This window comes from Pseudomonas sp. HP_08 (assembly GCF_055284095.1).
Map to the genome: position 1 here is coordinate 339,428 of NZ_JBTOQC010000045.1, position 16,965 is coordinate 356,392.

Annotated in this window: 17 protein-coding genes; 2 read left to right on the forward strand and 15 right to left on the reverse strand. The window is 60.3% G+C overall.

Annotated features, from left to right (window positions below):
• The first annotated feature begins 108 nt into the window (after positions 1 to 108).
• Entirely contained in the window at positions 109 to 432 is a 324-nt protein-coding gene (fdxA, locus tag ACYAS9_RS26005; RefSeq protein WP_463571301.1) for a ferredoxin FdxA, read from the forward strand.
• 534 nt (positions 433 to 966) lie between these two features.
• Here the strand turns inward: fdxA and rpoS are convergent.
• From rpoS to ACYAS9_RS26045, 8 genes are all read right to left on the reverse strand, one after another.
• Positions 967 to 1,977, reverse strand: coding sequence for an RNA polymerase sigma factor RpoS (gene rpoS / locus ACYAS9_RS26010; protein WP_463571302.1), 1,011 nt, complete (start codon positions 1,975 to 1,977; stop codon positions 967 to 969).
• A 103-nt stretch (positions 1,978 to 2,080) separates the two neighbouring features.
• Complete coding sequence (locus ACYAS9_RS26015; RefSeq protein ID WP_463571303.1) at positions 2,081 to 2,950, reverse strand: peptidoglycan DD-metalloendopeptidase family protein; 870 nt, start codon at positions 2,948 to 2,950, stop codon at positions 2,081 to 2,083.
• 202 nt (positions 2,951 to 3,152) lie between these two features.
• Entirely contained in the window at positions 3,153 to 3,788 is a 636-nt protein-coding gene (locus tag ACYAS9_RS26020; protein ID WP_463571376.1) for a protein-L-isoaspartate(D-aspartate) O-methyltransferase, read from the reverse strand.
• A gap of 41 nt (positions 3,789 to 3,829) precedes the next feature.
• Positions 3,830 to 4,579 (reverse strand): 5'/3'-nucleotidase SurE, encoded by a 750-nt coding sequence (gene surE, locus ACYAS9_RS26025; RefSeq protein WP_463571304.1) that lies wholly within the window; start codon positions 4,577 to 4,579, stop codon positions 3,830 to 3,832.
• A complete protein-coding gene (gene truD / locus ACYAS9_RS26030) occupies positions 4,567 to 5,625 on the reverse strand; it encodes a tRNA pseudouridine(13) synthase TruD (RefSeq protein ID WP_463571305.1) in 1,059 nt (352 codons plus the stop codon). The genes surE and truD overlap by 13 nt, the downstream gene beginning before the upstream one ends.
• Positions 5,622 to 6,095 carry a 2-C-methyl-D-erythritol 2,4-cyclodiphosphate synthase gene (ispF, locus tag ACYAS9_RS26035; protein WP_463571306.1) on the reverse strand — a complete coding sequence of 158 codons (474 nt, stop codon included), beginning with the start codon at positions 6,093 to 6,095 and terminating at the stop codon, positions 5,622 to 5,624. Before ispF ends, truD begins: the two co-directional genes overlap by 4 nt.
• An 82-nt stretch (positions 6,096 to 6,177) precedes the next feature.
• Positions 6,178 to 7,026 (reverse strand): S-formylglutathione hydrolase, encoded by an 849-nt coding sequence (fghA, locus tag ACYAS9_RS26040; protein WP_463571307.1) that lies wholly within the window; start codon positions 7,024 to 7,026, stop codon positions 6,178 to 6,180.
• Positions 7,027 to 7,117: 91 nt separating this feature from the next.
• A complete protein-coding gene (locus ACYAS9_RS26045; protein ID WP_459748504.1) occupies positions 7,118 to 8,230 on the reverse strand; it encodes an S-(hydroxymethyl)glutathione dehydrogenase/class III alcohol dehydrogenase in 1,113 nt (370 codons plus the stop codon).
• A gap of 104 nt (positions 8,231 to 8,334) precedes the next feature.
• Between ACYAS9_RS26045 and ACYAS9_RS26050 the strand changes: the two genes are divergently transcribed.
• Positions 8,335 to 9,234, forward strand: a complete 900-nt coding sequence (locus ACYAS9_RS26050) for a LysR family transcriptional regulator (RefSeq protein ID WP_463571308.1) — start codon at positions 8,335 to 8,337, stop codon at positions 9,232 to 9,234.
• 62 nt (positions 9,235 to 9,296) lie between these two features.
• Here the strand turns inward: ACYAS9_RS26050 and ispD are convergent, their stop codons facing one another.
• The 7 genes from ispD to accA form a co-directional block, all read right to left on the reverse strand.
• A complete protein-coding gene (ispD, locus tag ACYAS9_RS26055) occupies positions 9,297 to 10,004 on the reverse strand; it encodes a 2-C-methyl-D-erythritol 4-phosphate cytidylyltransferase (RefSeq protein ID WP_463571309.1) in 708 nt (235 codons plus the stop codon).
• Positions 10,005 to 10,006: 2 nt separating this feature from the next.
• The gene (gene ftsB, locus ACYAS9_RS26060) at positions 10,007 to 10,285 is read right to left on the reverse strand and encodes a cell division protein FtsB (RefSeq protein ID WP_463571310.1); all 279 of its coding nucleotides are present in this window, start codon (positions 10,283 to 10,285) and stop codon (positions 10,007 to 10,009) included.
• A gap of 151 nt (positions 10,286 to 10,436) precedes the next feature.
• Entirely contained in the window at positions 10,437 to 11,729 is a 1,293-nt protein-coding gene (gene eno, locus ACYAS9_RS26065; protein ID WP_463571311.1) for a phosphopyruvate hydratase, read from the reverse strand.
• A gap of 107 nt (positions 11,730 to 11,836) precedes the next feature.
• Entirely contained in the window at positions 11,837 to 12,682 is an 846-nt protein-coding gene (gene kdsA / locus ACYAS9_RS26070) for a 3-deoxy-8-phosphooctulonate synthase (RefSeq protein ID WP_463571312.1), read from the reverse strand.
• Between the two features lie 17 nt (positions 12,683 to 12,699).
• Positions 12,700 to 14,331 (reverse strand): CTP synthase, encoded by a 1,632-nt coding sequence (locus ACYAS9_RS26075; protein WP_463571313.1) that lies wholly within the window; start codon positions 14,329 to 14,331, stop codon positions 12,700 to 12,702.
• Between the two features lie 264 nt (positions 14,332 to 14,595).
• Positions 14,596 to 15,930: a tRNA lysidine(34) synthetase TilS gene (gene tilS / locus ACYAS9_RS26080; protein WP_463571314.1), complete on the reverse strand. Its 1,335-nt coding sequence runs from the start codon at positions 15,928 to 15,930 to the stop codon at positions 14,596 to 14,598.
• 20 nt (positions 15,931 to 15,950) lie between these two features.
• Positions 15,951 to 16,898, reverse strand: a complete 948-nt coding sequence (gene accA, locus ACYAS9_RS26085) for an acetyl-CoA carboxylase carboxyl transferase subunit alpha (RefSeq protein ID WP_463571315.1) — start codon at positions 16,896 to 16,898, stop codon at positions 15,951 to 15,953.
• Between the last annotated feature and the right edge of the window lie 67 nt (positions 16,899 to 16,965).

Genomic DNA, 16,965 nt, shown 5'->3' on the forward strand with positions numbered 1-16,965 from the left:
CCGCTCACTTAAAGCACATGTTTTCATACGGCTCGGGCGATAACCTCCCGAACCTGGCATCGCTGTCTGATATAGCGATGCTGCCGCCGCCTGAGGAGAAAATTAGAAATGACCTTCGTCGTCACCGACAACTGCATCAAGTGCAAGTACACCGACTGCGTAGAAGTCTGTCCGGTGGACTGCTTTTACGAAGGCCCGAATTTCCTGGTGATTCACCCGGACGAGTGCATCGATTGTGCGCTCTGCGAGCCAGAATGCCCGGCGCAAGCCATTTTCTCGGAAGACGAGATCCCGGCCGGCATGGAGAACTTCATTGAGCTCAATGCCGAGCTCGCCGAAATCTGGACCAACATTACCGAACGTGTCGATCCGTTGCCCGATGCCGCCGAATGGGATGGCAAGCCCGGCAAGATCGCTGATCTGGAACGTTGATCAAAAGGCCCCTTGCGGGCCTTTTGCATATTCTGGCCTGATGACTTTTCTGCAGGCAAAAAAAAGGGGCGGTATGACCGCCCACATTTTTTCCCTTGTCCTTTTGATCCCTTTCATCATCCTGATGAATCGCATCCAGCGATGTCCCTGTCGACTTTCATCCTTGAGAGCCTGTGCCGCTCCGTTGGCACAGTTCCGATAGTAGTGACTTCTCAGCCAAGAGCAACCCCTTTCATCGGCATAAAAAGTGTCCAGATACTGCACAGAAATAAATAAAAACACATATAAATCAACGACATAAGAATTTTATCAAGGCATGTCTGGCATAAATCAACACATTAAAACCAGGAATACTTACAGCATGCGTAAGCAATGACTTACACAACGCTTAGTTGATATCAAAAAGCCGGTCCTGAAATAACGATTCACTGCTTATAGCCACTACTGTCACGATAGCGCAATGCAAGTATGCACAAAGCAAAAAGGCCGATAGCAACAAACCTGTTGCTATCGGCCTTTTATTCGCCAGGCGACTTACTGGAAGAGCGACTCACTCGAGAGGCCGTTCTTCTCGAGGATTTCACGCAGACGCTTGAGGCCCTCGACCTGAATCTGCCTGACACGCTCACGGGTCAGGCCGATCTCGAGCCCCACATCTTCAAGGGTGCTGCTCTCATGACCGCGCAGGCCGAAGCGGCGAATCACCACCTCGCGCTGCTTTTCGGTCAATTCCGAAAGCCATTGATCGATGCTTTGCGAGAGGTCGTCATCCTGCAATAACTCGCACGGGTCGGTTGGACGATCGTCGGTCAAGGTGTCGAGCAGTGTCTTGTCCGAATCCGGCCCCAGCGATACATCCACCGAGGACACCCGCTCGTTGAGGCCCAGCATGCGCTTGACCTCACTCACGGGTTTTTCCAGCAGGTGGGCGATCTCTTCGGCAGAGGGTTCGTGATCAAGCTTCTGGGTCAGCTCACGGGCAGCCCGCAAGTAGACATTCAACTCTTTGACGACATGAATCGGCAGACGGATAGTGCGCGTCTGGTTCATGATCGCCCGCTCGATGGTCTGGCGAATCCACCAGGTGGCATAGGTCGAAAAACGGAAACCGCGTTCAGGATCGAATTTCTCGACGGCCCGAATCAGCCCCAGATTGCCTTCTTCGATGAGGTCCAGCAGTGACAGGCCGCGATTGACATAGCGCCTGGCAATCTTGACCACCAGCCTCAGGTTGCTCTCGATCATGCGCTTGCGCCCGGCAGGATCGCCACGTTGCGACAGACGCGCAAAGTGAACCTCTTCTTCCGGAGACAGCAAAGGGGAGAAACCGATTTCGTTGAGGTACAACTGGGTGGCGTCTAGCGCCCGGGTGTAATCGATGTACTTGTGCTGTTTGAGCGAAGAAGAAGTTTTGGCCTTGGCGCGAGCCGAGACTGCGGTTGACGACTGCTTTTCGTCAGACACCGGCTCCAGGACAATGCCTGCTTCCATAAGGAGCACTTCATCATCGATGTCAAACTCCGGCGCCTCGTTGCTAAGAGCCATTGTTATAGTCCTTTGGTGAGTTCGACCTCAAGCCCCCGCGTCACCTGACTTCCGTGGCAACGCCTGAGCCTGTTCCTCTACGCCGGGAACAGGCTGACAACTTTCAACGACGTGGCAAGAATTGCAGCGGATCTACAGGCTTACCCTGGCGGCGAATCTCGAAATGCAGCTTCACCCGGTCAGTCCCCGTTGACCCCATCTCGGCAATTGTCTGCCCTGCCTTGACCTGTTGCCCTTCCTGAACCAGCAACCTGCGGTTATGACCGTAGGCACTGACGTAGGTATCGCTGTGCTTGATGATGATCAATTCGCCGTAGCCCCGCAATCCACTCCCGGCGTAAACAACTGAACCATCAGACGCAGCTAAAACAGGCTGTCCCAAATCCCCGGCGATATCAACGCCTTTATTCAAACTGCCGTTTGAAGAAAATTTTCCTATCAACACGCCACTGGCAGGCCACGTCCAGCCCGTTGGAGAGCGCCCCGCCGGGGTCTGCGCATTGGTCGCCGCCGGTGGAATGACCACGGGCGTTACAGCAACCGGCCTGGAAATAACGGTGGTTTTTACAGAACCCGAGCCACTGCTGGAGACCGATGTCGAGGTACTGACAGGTCCGGTTCGCACCGGCGTGCTCGCCACACTCGACGCGGCATCGGAACGCCCGTCAAAGCGAATCGTCTGACCCGGACGAATGGTGTAGGGCTCTGGAATCCTGTTGCTCACCGCCAGTGCTTTCCAGTCCCAGCCATAACGGAAGGCGATGGAAAACAGGGTATCGCCACGCTTGACCACGTATTGGCCGGAGGTGACTGGCGAGCGCTGCTCGACAGGATTGCCATTGCGATCGACAACGCGAACGCCGCCCGAAGGCGAACTGGAGCAGCCGACCAGAAGGACGCTCAGGGCAAGGCCAATCACCAGACGCTGAAAACCTGTCAAAAACCTAAGCTGCCGAATGACTGTGTGACTCACCCGCCACTCCCTTTCCTGGTGATTGATTTGAAATGATGCTGTTACGTTACAAATACGATGAGCAGCGAGTGTAACCGGTGTTACGCGCGCTTGCCTGAAACAAGCGGCGTTACACGATAATGCCATGCTGCCATATCAAGACCGTCAGGCAGGTGATAGACCCGCAGTGGCGTACAGAATTCCCGACAACAGGCCAGACCGTTCAGGCCAGTGGGCCATTGAGCAACGGCACAAAACGCACAGCACCCAGCACACGCCGGGAGAACCCGTGTTCTTCACGTACGATCATCAACAACTGCTGAACCTCGCCGGAGCCCACCGGTATGACCATACGCCCGCCGGGCGCCAGCTGATCGAGCAACGCCTGAGGGACATCGGTAGCCACCGCGGTGACAATGATGCCGTTGTAAGGCGCCAGCGCCGGCCAGCCTTCCCAACCGTCACCCCAGCGAAACACCACATTGCGCACGTTCAGTTCGATCAGGCGTTCCTTGGCACGATCCTGCAACACTTTGATGCGCTCGACCGAGAACACCCGCTCGACCAGTTGCGCCAGCACAGCCGTCTGGTAACCGGAGCCCGTACCGATTTCCATCACCTTGTCCAAAGGCCCGGCCTCCAGCAGCAGCTCGCTCATGCGCGCCACCATGTAGGGCTGGGAAATGGTCTGGTTATGGCCGATCGGCAAGGCGGTGTCTTCATAGGCCCGGTGTGCCAGCGCCTCATCGACGAACAAGTGACGCGGGGTCTTGCGAATGACGTCCAGCACCCGGTTATCGGCCACGCCCTCTTCGGACAATCGCTGGATCAGCCGTTCACGGGTGCGCTGCGAGGTCATGCCGATGCCACGGCGCAGCAAGTCATCATGGTCACGGGACATCAGCGCAAGCCCTCAAGCCAGGTGTTCAGGCTGCTGAAGCCGTCCTGAAAGGTGCGATCGAGCTGCAAGGGCGTAATGGACACATAACCCTGCATCACCGCATGAAAATCGGTGCCGGCACCGCCGTCCTCGACATCACCGGCTGCAGCGATCCAGTAACCGGCACGGCCACGCGGATCGACCATTCTGACCGGTGCCGCAGCGCGGGCCCGATGGCCCAGCCGGGTCAACTGGATGCCACGTATGCGGTCCAGCGGCAGGTTGGGAATGTTCACGTTCAACACGGTGCGTGGCGGCAGGTCGAGTAGCTCGTGCGCCTCGACCAGCAGGCGCGCGTAATGCGCCGCCGTCGCGAGGTTGTCCGGCTCACGCGACAGAAATGAAAAGGCCATGCTGGGACGCTGCAGGAAGCGGCCTTCCAGTGCGGCGGCCACAGTGCCCGAATAAAGCACGTCATCGCCAAGGTTGGCGCCCAGATTGATGCCAGACACCACCATGTCGCACTCATAAGGCAACAGCCCGTGCAGCCCCAGGTGCACACAATCGGTCGGCGTACCGTTGATACTGATGAAACCGTTCCCCAGGGTTTGTGGGTGCAGCGGGCGATCCAGCGTCAATGAACTGCTGGCACCGCTCTTGTCTTGATCCGGGGCAATCACCGTGCACTCGGCATAATCCGACAACGCGGCATACAGCGCTGCCAGACCGGGCGCAGCGACCCCGTCATCGTTTGAAATCAGAATACGCATGGGCTATCCGTTAGCCCGACCGGCACCAGATCGACGAGTTCGCGTACCAGAACGGTGGCGAAACATCCGGGCGGAAGGACAAATTCCAGTTGCAGAATGTCAGGCTCGGGATAATGCCATGCCAAACGGCCAATGGGCAGTCGCAGGATACGACGTTCGTGTTCCATCCCCGCCCGCACCAGCCATTCGCACAGCGCCGCCTCGCTGTCTGCAAGGCTGTTTTCCAGCTCGCCGGTGGCGCCGCTGGCAGGTGAGGCGCCTGCGCCCCACTGCGGCCCGGTGGGGTGCAGGTCAAGAATCGCCAGGCGAGGATCGTTGCACTCCTCGAGGCCGGCCGGGAAAAAACTGCGACTGTCGGTGAATGCCAGCAAATCGCCTGCTTGCGCCGTATTCCAGCTGCCGTCGCTGACCCGCGCCGCCAATACCCGGTTGAACAGGTAACTGCGCGCCGTGGACAACAGCCGCGAGCGCACTGCGCGCTGCTCGGGCAAGGCCAGGCGCGCGGCATAGTCGCGGGCCTGCGCCAGGTTGCCGCCTTCGTAGCCAAAACGCTGGGCACCGAAGTAATTGGGCACGCCTTGGGCCGCGATCGCTTCCAGGCGCTGCTGCAAGGCAGGCTTGTCGGCCTTGAGACCGGTCAGGCGCAGGGTAAAACCGTTGGCGGCATGCGCGCCACGCTGCAGTTTGCGGCGGTGCCGGCTGCGCGAAAGAATGGTCAGGGTGGCATCTTCGGCCGCCGACAGGTCGGGGTCAGCCTTGCCCGGCAACTGAATGCTGAACCATTGCCGGGTCAGCGCCTGCCGGTCCTTGAGACCGGCATAACTGACCGTGCGCAATTGCACGCCGGCAGCACGCGCCAGGCGCCGGGCGGCCTCTTCGGTGTTCAGATCGCGCTTTTCAACCCAGAGCCACAGGTGCTCGCCATCGCCGGACAACGGAATGTCCAGCACTTCGTCGACCTGAAAATCATCGGCAGTGGCTTTGAGCACAGCCGTACCCAACGCCTCTCCGTAAGCCCGCGGGCCCAGCAATTGAAGGTCGTTCATGCGCGCAGCAACAGCGCGACGGCATGCACCGCGATGCCTTCTTCGCGGCCGACGAAGCCAAGTTTCTCTGTGGTGGTGGCCTTGACGTTGACCTGGTCGAGGTCAACCTGCAGGTCTTCGGCGATCAGCTCGCGCATGGCCTGGATGTGCGGCGCCATCTTCGGTGCCTGGGCAACGATGGTGGCGTCGACATTGGCGATCTTCCAGCCCTTGCCCTGCACCAGTGTGAGCACATGGCGCAGCAATACGCGGCTGTCGGCGCCCTTGAATTGTGGATCGGTGTCCGGGAAGTGCTTGCCGATGTCGCCCAGTGCGGCGGCTCCCAGCAAGGCATCGCTCAGGGCATGCAACAGGACATCGCCATCGGAATGGGCCAGCAGGCCGAAACCGTGTGCAATCCGCACGCCGCCCAAGGTAATGAAATCGCCTTCGGCGAAACGGTGCACATCGTAGCCATGGCCAATACGCATAGAAAAACGCCCTGAAAAAAGTCAGGGCGCGATTCTACCTGCTTTGCAGGGCACAAGGTCAGTTGAACTGACCTGATTGCACTCAATACGCGTTCAGGGCTGTGGCGTGATGACGCAGGTGCTCTTCGATGAAGCTGGCGATGAAGTAATAGCTGTGGTCATAGCCGGGCTGCAGACGCAGGTTCAATGGATGACCGGCGGCCTTGGCGGCCTGTACCAGCGCTTCGGGCTTGAGCTGATTGACCAGAAAATCGTCGCGATCGCCCTGGTCCACCAGGATCGGCAGCTTCTGGGTGGCCTGAGCCAGCAGCAGGCTGGCATCCCACTCGCGCCAGCGCGAGCGATCTTCCCCCAGATAGCGGGAAAACGCCTTCTGGCCCCACGGGCAATCGACCGGATTGCTGATGGGCGAAAACGCCGACACCGACTGATAGCGCCCAGGGTTGCGCAAGGCACAGACCAGCGCACCATGCCCGCCCATGGAGTGGCCGCTGATGCCGCGCGCCTGGGAAGCCGGAAAGTGCGCTTCGATCAACGCCGGCAACTCATCAACCACATAGTCATGCATCTGGTAATGCTTGGCGTAGGGCTGCTCGGTGGCATTGAGATAGAACCCCGCCCCGAGGCCGAAATCCCAGGCACCGTCCGGGTCGCCCGGCACATCGGGGCCACGCGGACTGGTGTCCGGCGCCACGATGATGATCCCCAGCTCGGCCGCCAGCCGATGCGCGCCGGCCTTCTGCATGAAGTTTTCATCGGTGCAGGTCAGTCCCGACAGCCAGTACAGCACCGGCAGCTTGCCGCCCTGCTCTGCCTGAGGTGGCAGGTACACGGCAAACACCATGTCGCACCCCAGCACTTTGGAGGTGTGCTTGTAGCGTTTGTGCCAGCCACCAAAGCTCTTCTGGCAAGAAATGTTTTCAAGACTCATTGGACAGCTCCAGGCTGCAAGCTCATGACTGCAAGCGGCAAGTAAAGGCGGGTGCCCTCTTGCCGCTTGCAGCTCAAAACTTGCGGCTTCCTCAGAAATGGATGACGGAGCGGATGCTCTTGCCTTCATGCATCAGGTCGAACGCTTTGTTGATGTCCTCAAGACCCATGGTGTGGGTGATGAAGTCATCCAGCGGAATCTCGCCGCTTTGCGCCATGTCGACGTAGCTTGGCAGTTCGGTACGACCGCGCACGCCACCGAAGGCCGAGCCGCGCCAGACGCGACCGGTCACCAACTGGAACGGACGGGTGGCGATTTCCTGGCCGGCACCGGCCACACCGATGATCACCGACTCGCCCCAACCCTTGTGGCAGCACTCCAGCGCTGCACGCATCAGTTGCACGTTGCCGATGCACTCGAACGAGAAGTCCACGCCGCCATCGGTCAGGTCGACGATCACTTCCTGGATCGGGCGATCGTATTCTTTCGGGTTGATGAAGTCGGTAGCGCCCAACTGGCGGGCGATATCGAACTTGGACGGGTTGATGTCGATGGCAATGATGCGCGAGGCCTTGGCCTTGACCGCACCGATGATGGCCGACAGACCAATGCCGCCCAGACCGAAGATGGCCACGGTGTCACCGGGCTTGACCTTGGCGGTGTTGAGCACGGCACCGATGCCGGTGGTCACGCCGCAGCCCAGCAGGCAGACTTTTTCCAGCGGTGCATCTTTCTGGATCTTGGCCACCGAGATTTCCGGCAAGACGGTGTACTCGGAAAAGGTCGAGGTGCCCATGTAATGGAAAATCGGCTGGCCTTTGTAGGAAAAGCGCGCAGTGCCGTCCGGCATCAGGCCTTTGCCCTGGGTCGCACGAATCGACTGGCAGAGGTTGGTCTTGCCCGACAGGCAGAATTTGCACTGGCGGCATTCGGGGGTGTACAGCGGGATGACGTGATCGCCCACCGCCACCGAGGTCACACCCTCGCCGATAGCCTCGACAATCGCACCACCTTCATGGCCCAGGATTGCCGGAAAAATGCCTTCAGGGTCGGCACCGGACAAGGTGTAGGCGTCCGTATGGCAAACCCCGGAGGCCACGACCCGCAGCAACACTTCGCCGGCCTTGGGCATGGCCACATCGATTTCGACAATCTCCAGTGGCTTCTTGGCTTCAAAGGCGACAGCGGCGCGTGACTTGATCATTGGGTCTCTCCATTAGGGTAAAAACAGACACGGAGTGTATTACGCTACCGAATGATGAATAATCCAGGCAAAAGCAAAACATTATTGCTGTACAGGGACAATCGATGTACGCCAATCGCTGGGAAGGTCTGGACGAGTTTGTTGCGGTCGCTGAAAGCGGCCAGTTCACTGCGGCTGCGCTGCGTCTGGGCGTGTCGTCTTCACATGTCAGCCGGCAGATCATGCGCCTTGAAGAGCGCCTGCAAACCCGCCTGCTGTACCGCAGTACCCGACGGGTGACACTCACTGAGGCCGGGCAGACTTTTTTGCAGCACTGCCAGCGCCTGCAAGACGGCCGCGAAGAAGCCTTGCGCGCAGTCGGCGATTTGAATAGCGAACCCAAGGGGCTGTTGCGCATGACCTGCGCGGTGGCCTACGGCGAACGATTCATCGCGCCGCTGGTGACCCGCTTCATGGAAAACTACCCACAATTGCGCGTCGACCTCGAACTGAGCAACGACACCCTGGACCTGGTCCACGAGGGCCTGGACCTGGCGATCCGCCTTGGACGGCTGCAAGACTCACGAATGGTCGCCACGCGCCTGGCGCCGCGACGCATGTACCTGTGCGCTTCGCCATCGTACCTGGAGCGTTATGGCCGGCCGCACAGCCTGTCGGAACTGAGCCGCCACAATTGCCTGATCGGCAGCAGCGACACCTGGCTATTGCAGCAAAATGGCAGGGAGTTTTCCCAGCGCGTGCAAGGCAACTGGCGCTGCAACAGCGGCCAGGCGGTACTGGACGCGGCCTTGCACGGCACGGGCCTGTGCCAGCTACCGGATTATTACGTGCTGGAGCATCTGCACAGCGGCGCGCTGGTTTCCCTGCTTGAGGCGCATCAGCCGCCCAACACGGCGGTGTGGGCGCTGTACCCGCAACAACGGCACTTGTCGCCCAAAGTGCGCAAGCTGGTCGACTATCTCAAGCAGGGATTGGCGCAGCGTAAGGAATATGGTGTCGGCTAACGGCCACCACAGCACGCACCGACAACATAATCACCCACTTAGAAGCGACTAGAGGCGACCCTCTAGAAGCGACCCTGCCGACGCTGACGCAACCACTCAAGATCTTCAGGCCGCGTAACCTTGATGTTATCCGCCCGCCCCTCGACAAGACGCGGCGCAGCACCAGCCCACTCGATGGCCGAAGCCTCATCGGTGATCGCCACATGCGCCACCAGACTGTCGGCCAACGCACGGTGCAGGGCGCCAAGACGGAACATCTGCGGCGTATAGGCCTGCCAGATCAGGCTGCGATCGACCGTCTCGGTCACCCGCCCCTGAGCATCGGCACGCTTGAGGGTGTCACGGGCCGGCACCGCCAACAGACCACCGACCGGATCATCGGCCAGTTCGCCCAGCAGGTTGTCCAGATCGCTGCGCGCCAGATTAGGCCGTGCGGCATCGTGCACCAGCACCCAGTCATCGTCGCTTGCGCCCTGCGCGTGCAGGTGCAGCAAGGCGTTGAGGACAGAGTCGGCGCGCTCCTTGCCACCGGTGACGCGCTGGATACGTGAATCCAGGGCACAGGGCAAGGTCGGCCAGTAGGGATCATCCGCTGCAAGGCTGATCACCAGCCCCTTGAGCCTTGGATGATCGAGAAAACACAGCAGGCTGTGTTCAAGAATAGTGAGGCCGCCCAATGCCAGATATTGCTTGGGACGGTCTGCGGCCATACGCGCACCCACGCCTGCGGCGGGAATGACGGCCCAGAAAAAAGGCAATGCAGTGCTCATGCCTAGCGCGCCAGCTGATAAAGCGTTTCACCGTCCTTGACCATGCCCAGCTCATGGCGGGCACGCTCTTCGACGGTCTCCAGACCCTTTTTCAGCTCCATGACTTCAGCATCCAGCACCCGATTGCGTTCGAGCAGGTTTTCATTCTCGGCATGTTGATCCGCGATCTGCTGGGTCAGGCTGGCCACTTGCGCCAGGCTTCCGTTGCCTACCCACAGTCGATATTGCAGACCGGCAAGTAACAGCAGCAGGACGAGAAACAACCAGTAAGGACTGCGCATTTAAATATCAGTGACCCGGTAATGAGGCGGCAGCGCCAGAAACATAGCGACCAACGGCATTAGGCCTGACAAATGCCAGGCCTAATCAGTGCAACATCGGCATGGGCCGGCACACACTGCGTGCCGGCCCTGCCGTTTTACCATCTATGGCTTAGCCGCGAAACTCTGCGCGACCGCGATACACAGCCTTGGCACCCAATTGCTCTTCGATACGCAGCAGTTGGTTGTACTTCGAGACGCGATCGGAACGGCACAGCGAGCCCGTCTTGATCTGGCCAGCCGCAGTGCCCACGGCCAGATCGGCAATGGTCGAATCTTCGGTTTCACCGGAACGGTGCGAGATCACGGCGGTGTAACCGGCGGCCTTGGCCATCTGGATGGCTTCCAGGGTTTCGGTCAGGGTACCGATCTGGTTGAACTTGATCAGGATCGAGTTGGCGATCTTCTTGTCGATGCCTTCTTTCAGGATCTTGGTATTGGTCACGAACAGGTCGTCGCCGACCAGTTGCACCTTGTCGCCGAGCTTGTCGGTGAGGATTTTCCAGCCAGCCCAGTCGGACTCGTCCAGGCCGTCTTCGATCGAGATGATCGGGTAACGGCTGGCCAGACCTGCCAGGTAGTCGGCAAAACCTGCGGCGTCGAACGACTGGCCTTCACCGGACAGGTTGTAGGTGCCGCCTTCTTCGAAGAATTCGCTGGCCGCGCAGTCAAGTGCCAGGGTCACGTCGGTGCCCAGGGTGTAACCGGCGTTGGCTACCGCTTCTGCGATGGCGCCCAGAGCGTCTTCGTTGGAAGCCAGGTTAGGGGCAAAACCGCCCTCGTCACCCACGGCAGTGTTCAGGCCACGGGCCTTCAGGACAGCCTTGAGGTGATGGAAAATCTCGGTGCCCATGCGCAGCGCGTCGGAAAAGCTCTTGGCGCCGACCGGCTGAACCATGAATTCTTGAATGTCGACGTTGTTATCAGCGTGCTCGCCACCGTTGATGATGTTCATCATCGGTACCGGCATCGAGTAGACGCCAGGGGTGCCATTGAGGTTGGCGATGTGCGCGTACAGCGGCAGATCCTGATCCTGGGCAGCGGCCTTGGCAGCGGCCAGGGACACGGCGAGGATGGCGTTGGCGCCCAGGCTGCCTTTGTTCTCGGTACCGTCGAGGGCAATCATCGCCTGGTCCAGGGCTTTCTGGTCGACCGGGTCTTTACCCAGCAGCAGATCGCGAATCGGGCCATTGATGTTGGCTACCGCTTTCAGAACGCCTTTACCCAGGTAACGGCTCTTGTCGCCATCACGCAGCTCGAGCGCTTCGCGCGAGCCGGTCGAAGCACCGGATGGCGCGCAGGCCGAACCGGTGATGCCATTGTCGAGAAGCACGTCAGCTTCGACAGTGGGGTTGCCACGGGAGTCGAGAACTTCACGACCTTTGATGTCGACGATTTTTGCCATTGTTGTGAACACTCCAAGATTGACGTAAACGACACAGCAGGGAAAAACGGGTGGCGCCCGGCCAGAAACCGGCAGGACCGGGCGCGCACTTTACCGCAGAGCCGGGCTTACGCGGTCTCTACGGGTGCAAAACTTTTCACCAGATCATCCAGTGCCTTGAGCTGGGTCAGGAACGGCTCAAGCTTGTCCAGGCGCAGGGCGCAAGGACCATCGCACTTGGCGTTGTCCGGGTCCGGGTGCGCCTCAAGAAACAACCCGGCCAGGCCTTGCGACAGACCGGCCTTGGCCAGCTCCAGTACCTGGGCGCGGCGACCGCCGGCCGAATCGGAGCGACCGCCCGGCATTTGCAGGGCATGGGTCACGTCGAAGAACACCGGGTACTCGAACTGCTTCATGATGCCGAAGCCGAGCATGTCCACTACCAGGTTGTTGTAGCCGAAGCTCGAACCGCGCTCGCAGAGGATCAACTGCTCGTTACCCGCCTCTTCGCATTTGGTCAGGATGTGCTTCATCTCCTGGGGCGCGAGGAACTGGGCTTTCTTGATGTTGATCACGGCACCGGTCTTTGCCATCGCCACGACCAGATCGGTCTGACGCGACAGAAAGGCCGGCAACTGGATGATGTCGCACACTTCGGCCACGGGAGCGGCCTGATGCGGCTCATGCACATCGGTGATCAGCGGCACATTGAAGGTGCGCTTGATCTCTTCGAAAATGCGCAAGCCCTCTTCCAGACCCGGCCCCCGATAGGAGTTGATCGACGAGCGATTAGCCTTGTCGAAACTGGCCTTGAACACGTACGGGATACCGAGTTTCTCGGTAACGCGTACGTATTGCTCGCAGATCTGCATGGCCAGGTCACGGGACTCCAGCACGTTCATGCCGCCGAACAGGACCAGCGGCTTGTCGTTGGCGATCTCGATGGAGCCTACGCGGATGATTTTCTGAGCCATGTACTTGATATCCCGAATCAGGCGTTCTTCTGATGTTGAGCCAGGGCTGCCTTGACGAAGCCGCTGAACAGCGGATGTCCGTCACGTGGCGTCGAGGTGAACTCAGGGTGGAACTGGCAGGCCACGAACCACGGATGGTCAGCCGCCTCGACCACTTCAACCAGCGCGCCGTCACCGGAGCGACCGGAGATTTTCAGGCCAGCCTCGACCAGTTGTGGCAGCAGCTTGTTGTTGACCTCGTAGCGATGACGATGGCGCTCGACGATCACATCCTTGGCGTAGCAGTCGTGCACCTTGGTGCCAGGAAGCAGTTGGCATTCCTGAGCGCCCAGACGCATGGTGCCGCCCAGGTCCGAGCTTTCGGTGCGGGTTTCGACCGCACCGGTGGCGTCTTCCCACTCGGTGATCAGGCCTACTACCGGATGCTCGACGGTACGGTCGAACTCGGTGGAGTTGGCATCTTTCCAGCCCAGCACGTTACGGGCGAACTCGATGACCGCCACTTGCATGCCCAGGCAGATGCCCAGGTAAGGGACCTTGTTTTCGCGAGCGTATTGCACCGCAGTGATCTTGCCTTCGACACCGCGCAGACCGAAGCCGCCCGGCACCAGAATGGCGTCGACGCCTTCAAGCAGGCCGGTGCCCTGGTTCTCGATGTCTTCGGAATCGATGTAGCGCAGGTTCACCTTGGTGCGGTTGGTGATACCGGCGTGGCTCATGGCCTCGATCAGCGATTTGTACGCATCGAGCAATTCCATGTACTTGCCGACCATGGCGATGGTCACTTCATGCTCCGGGTTGAGCTTGGCATCGACCACCGCTTCCCACTCGGACAGATCGGCGCCGCCGCATTGCAGGCCAAAGCGCTCGACGACGAAATCGTCCAGGCCTTGAGCGTGGAGGATGCCCGGGATCTTGTAGATGGTGTCGGCGTCTTCCAGGCCGATGACCGCACGCTCTTCAACGTTGGTGAACTGCGCGATCTTGCGACGCGACGAAACGTCGATCGGGTGATCGGAACGGCAGATCAGTACGTCAGGCTGCAGGCCGATGGAGCGCAGTTCCTTGACCGAATGCTGGGTCGGCTTGGTCTTGGTTTCGCCTGCAGTGGCGATGTACGGAACCAGGGTCAGGTGCATCAGCATGGCGCGCTTGGCGCCCACTTCGAAGCGCAGTTGACGAATGGCTTCCAGGAACGGTTGCGACTCGATGTCGCCGACCGTGCCGCCGATTTCGACCAGGGCCACGTCGGCATCGCCGGCGCCCTTGATGATCCGGCGCTTGATTTCGTCGGTGATGTGCGGGATGACCTGAATGGTCGCGCCCAGATAATCACCACGGCGCTCCTTGCGCAGCACGTGTTCGTACACACGGCCGGTGGTGAAGTTGTTGTTCTGGGTCATGGTCGTGCGGATGAACCGCTCGTAGTGGCCCAGGTCCAGGTCGGTTTCGGCGCCGTCGTGGGTGACGAACACTTCACCGTGCTGGAACGGGCTCATGGTGCCCGGGTCGACGTTGATGTAGGGGTCCAGCTTGAGCATGGTGACCTTAAGTCCCCTCGCCTCCAGGATGGCCGCCAATGAAGCCGAGGCAATGCCTTTCCCCAATGAAGAAACAACACCGCCCGTGACGAAGATGTAGCGCGTCATGAAAAACCCTAGAAGTCTGCGTTAAAGCGGTCAGAGCCGCCGGGGAAAGCGAAGGAAGGCCGAAGCCTCCGATTACCCACCAGGTTCACAGTGCACTCCTGAAACTGCTGCGTTGAAACCGACCGGCAAAAAAAGCCTGCCCATCGCGCCACACGTTAAAGATTGCCCCGTAAACACGGGTTTTGAATCGGCAACTTGGGTCAATTGGAAACCACTGACACAAGCTGTATCAAGAAGGGAGCGTAGTCTACCGGAAAGGGCCTATCAGCTCAAACATTGGTCGTTCGTCGGTGCATGCCAGTACAACCGCGCACCTTTTTCACCCACCTCGTCCAGGCCTGGCAGATTGGCCACCGCCACCAGGTGATCGCCCTGAAACAGCAGTGGCAGACGGCCGCGGACAAAACCGGGCAGTCTTTTTTCGTTGAGCAACCGCTTGAGATCGCGCTGCCCGCGGCCGGGCACGTTCATCACCTCACCGCCGTGGCGATAGCGCACTTGAAACGATCCTGGCGGCACGTGCCCTGCAAAACGCAGTACCCCATTGCCAGGCAATGCCAGCGGCTGCGACGGATCGTGCCAGTCCAACACACCGCAAGGCTCATGCAGCCAGTCACCCGCCAGCCAGAACACCTGCTCGCCGGCGCGGTGCAGTTCGCCATCGGCCAGGCGCCAGACGGGGTGCGCTGCCGGCTGCGCATCGCGCAGGTCTCTCCAGCCGGCCCAATGGTCGGTGTCCGGCAGCCGGGTCAACGGCGCCAGCCAGTGTCGCAGAGCATTGCGCTGGCGCGCCTCGGACAAACCGGCCAGCGGCGCCAGGGTCAGACACGGCAGATCAAGCCAGTGAAAAGCAGCGGCCGATGCGTCATATCGCCGCGCAGTCGTCAGGTCCTCGACCGCCCGCTCATCCAGCAATTGCTGTGCTTCGGCCAGGTGCGCCGCACTGCGCGCCAGGCTTGCCTGCGCCTGCGGCCAGCGCGCCTGCAACAGCGGCAACACCTGCGCCCGCAGAAAATTGCGCGAATAGTGAGCGTTTTGATTGCTTGGATCTTCGACCCAACTCAGCCCGTGGCGCTGCGCATAGCCCTCGAGCACCGAGCGAGAAACGCCGAGCAATGGACGCAGCAGGCTGCCCTGCCCCAGCGCCCGGCGCGGCGCCATGGCCGCCAGACCGCGTACTCCGGCACCCCGCAACAGACGAAACAACAGCGTTTCGGCCTGATCATCGCGATGCTGGGCCACAAGCAGCCATTCATCCGGCCCCAGCACGTGCGTAAACGCGGCATAGCGCGCCTGACGCGCCGCCTCTTCAAGGCTGGCGCCGCTGCGCACCTGAACCTTTTCTATGCGCAAGGGCACACCCAGCGCCGCACAGACCTGACGACAATGCTCCGGCCAGGCGTCAGCCGTCGCCTGCAGGCCGTGGTGGACATGAATGGCATGAATGGGAGGGAGTGGCTGGCGTCTTGAAAACGTGACCAGCAGGTGCAGCAGGACAGTGGAATCCAGGCCACCGGAGAACGCGACATGCAAGGCAGGCGCCGCGCCGGCCCCGGACAGCGCCTGAGCGAGCGCTGTGTGCAGCGCGTTATCGCTCATGACACTGTCCCGGGGTCATATCAGACGCCGTAGCTCATCAGGCGCTCATAACGGCGCGCCAGCAATGCAGCGCTGTCGAATTTCTTCAGCGCGGCCAGTTGACCGAGCAACTCTTCGCGGATCAGCGCAGCGGCGGCGGCTGGATCGCGATGCGCGCCACCGAGTGGCTCACCGATCACCTTGTCGACGATCCCCAGGCCTTTCAGGCGCTCGGCGGTGATGCCCATGGCTTCAGCGGCATCCGGTGCCTTTTCGGCGGTTTTCCACAGAATCGATGCGCAACCTTCAGGCGAGATCACCGCATAGGTCGAATACTGCAGCATGTTCAACTGGTCGCAAACGCCGATGGCCAGTGCGCCGCCGGAACCGCCTTCACCGATCACAGTGGCGATGATCGGGGTTTTCAGACGCGCCATCACGCGCAGGTTCCAGGCAATCGCTTCGCTCTGGTTGCGCTCTTCGGCATCGATGCCCGGGTACGCGCCCGGGGTGTCGATGAAGGTCATGATCGGCATCTTGAAGCGCTCGGCCATTTCCATCAGACGGCAGGCCTTGCGGTAGCCTTCAGGGCGCGGCATGCCGAAGTTACGGCGCACTTTCTCGCGCACTTCACGGCCTTTCTGGTGACCGATCACCATCACCGGCTGATCGTCCAGACGCGCGACACCGCCGACCAGAGCGGCGTCATCGGCAAAGTGCCGGTCGCCGTGCAACTCGTCGAACTCGGTAAAGATGTGCTCGATGTAGTCCAGGGTATAAGGACGACGCGGGTGACGCGCCATCCGGGCGATCTGCCAGCTGGTCAGGTTGCCGAAGATGCTTTCGGTAAGCGTATTGCTCTTGTCCTGCAGCCGGGAGATCTCGTCGCTGATGTTCAGCGAGTTGTCATTGCCTACCAGGCGCAGCTCTTCGATCTTGGCTTGCAAGTCAGCGATAGGCTGTTCGAAATCGAGAAAATTCGGGTTCATAGGCATCCGTCTTGGGTCGACGGCCAAGAGGCCGGCCGGTTGATCTGTAAAAGCGCCCCACCATACG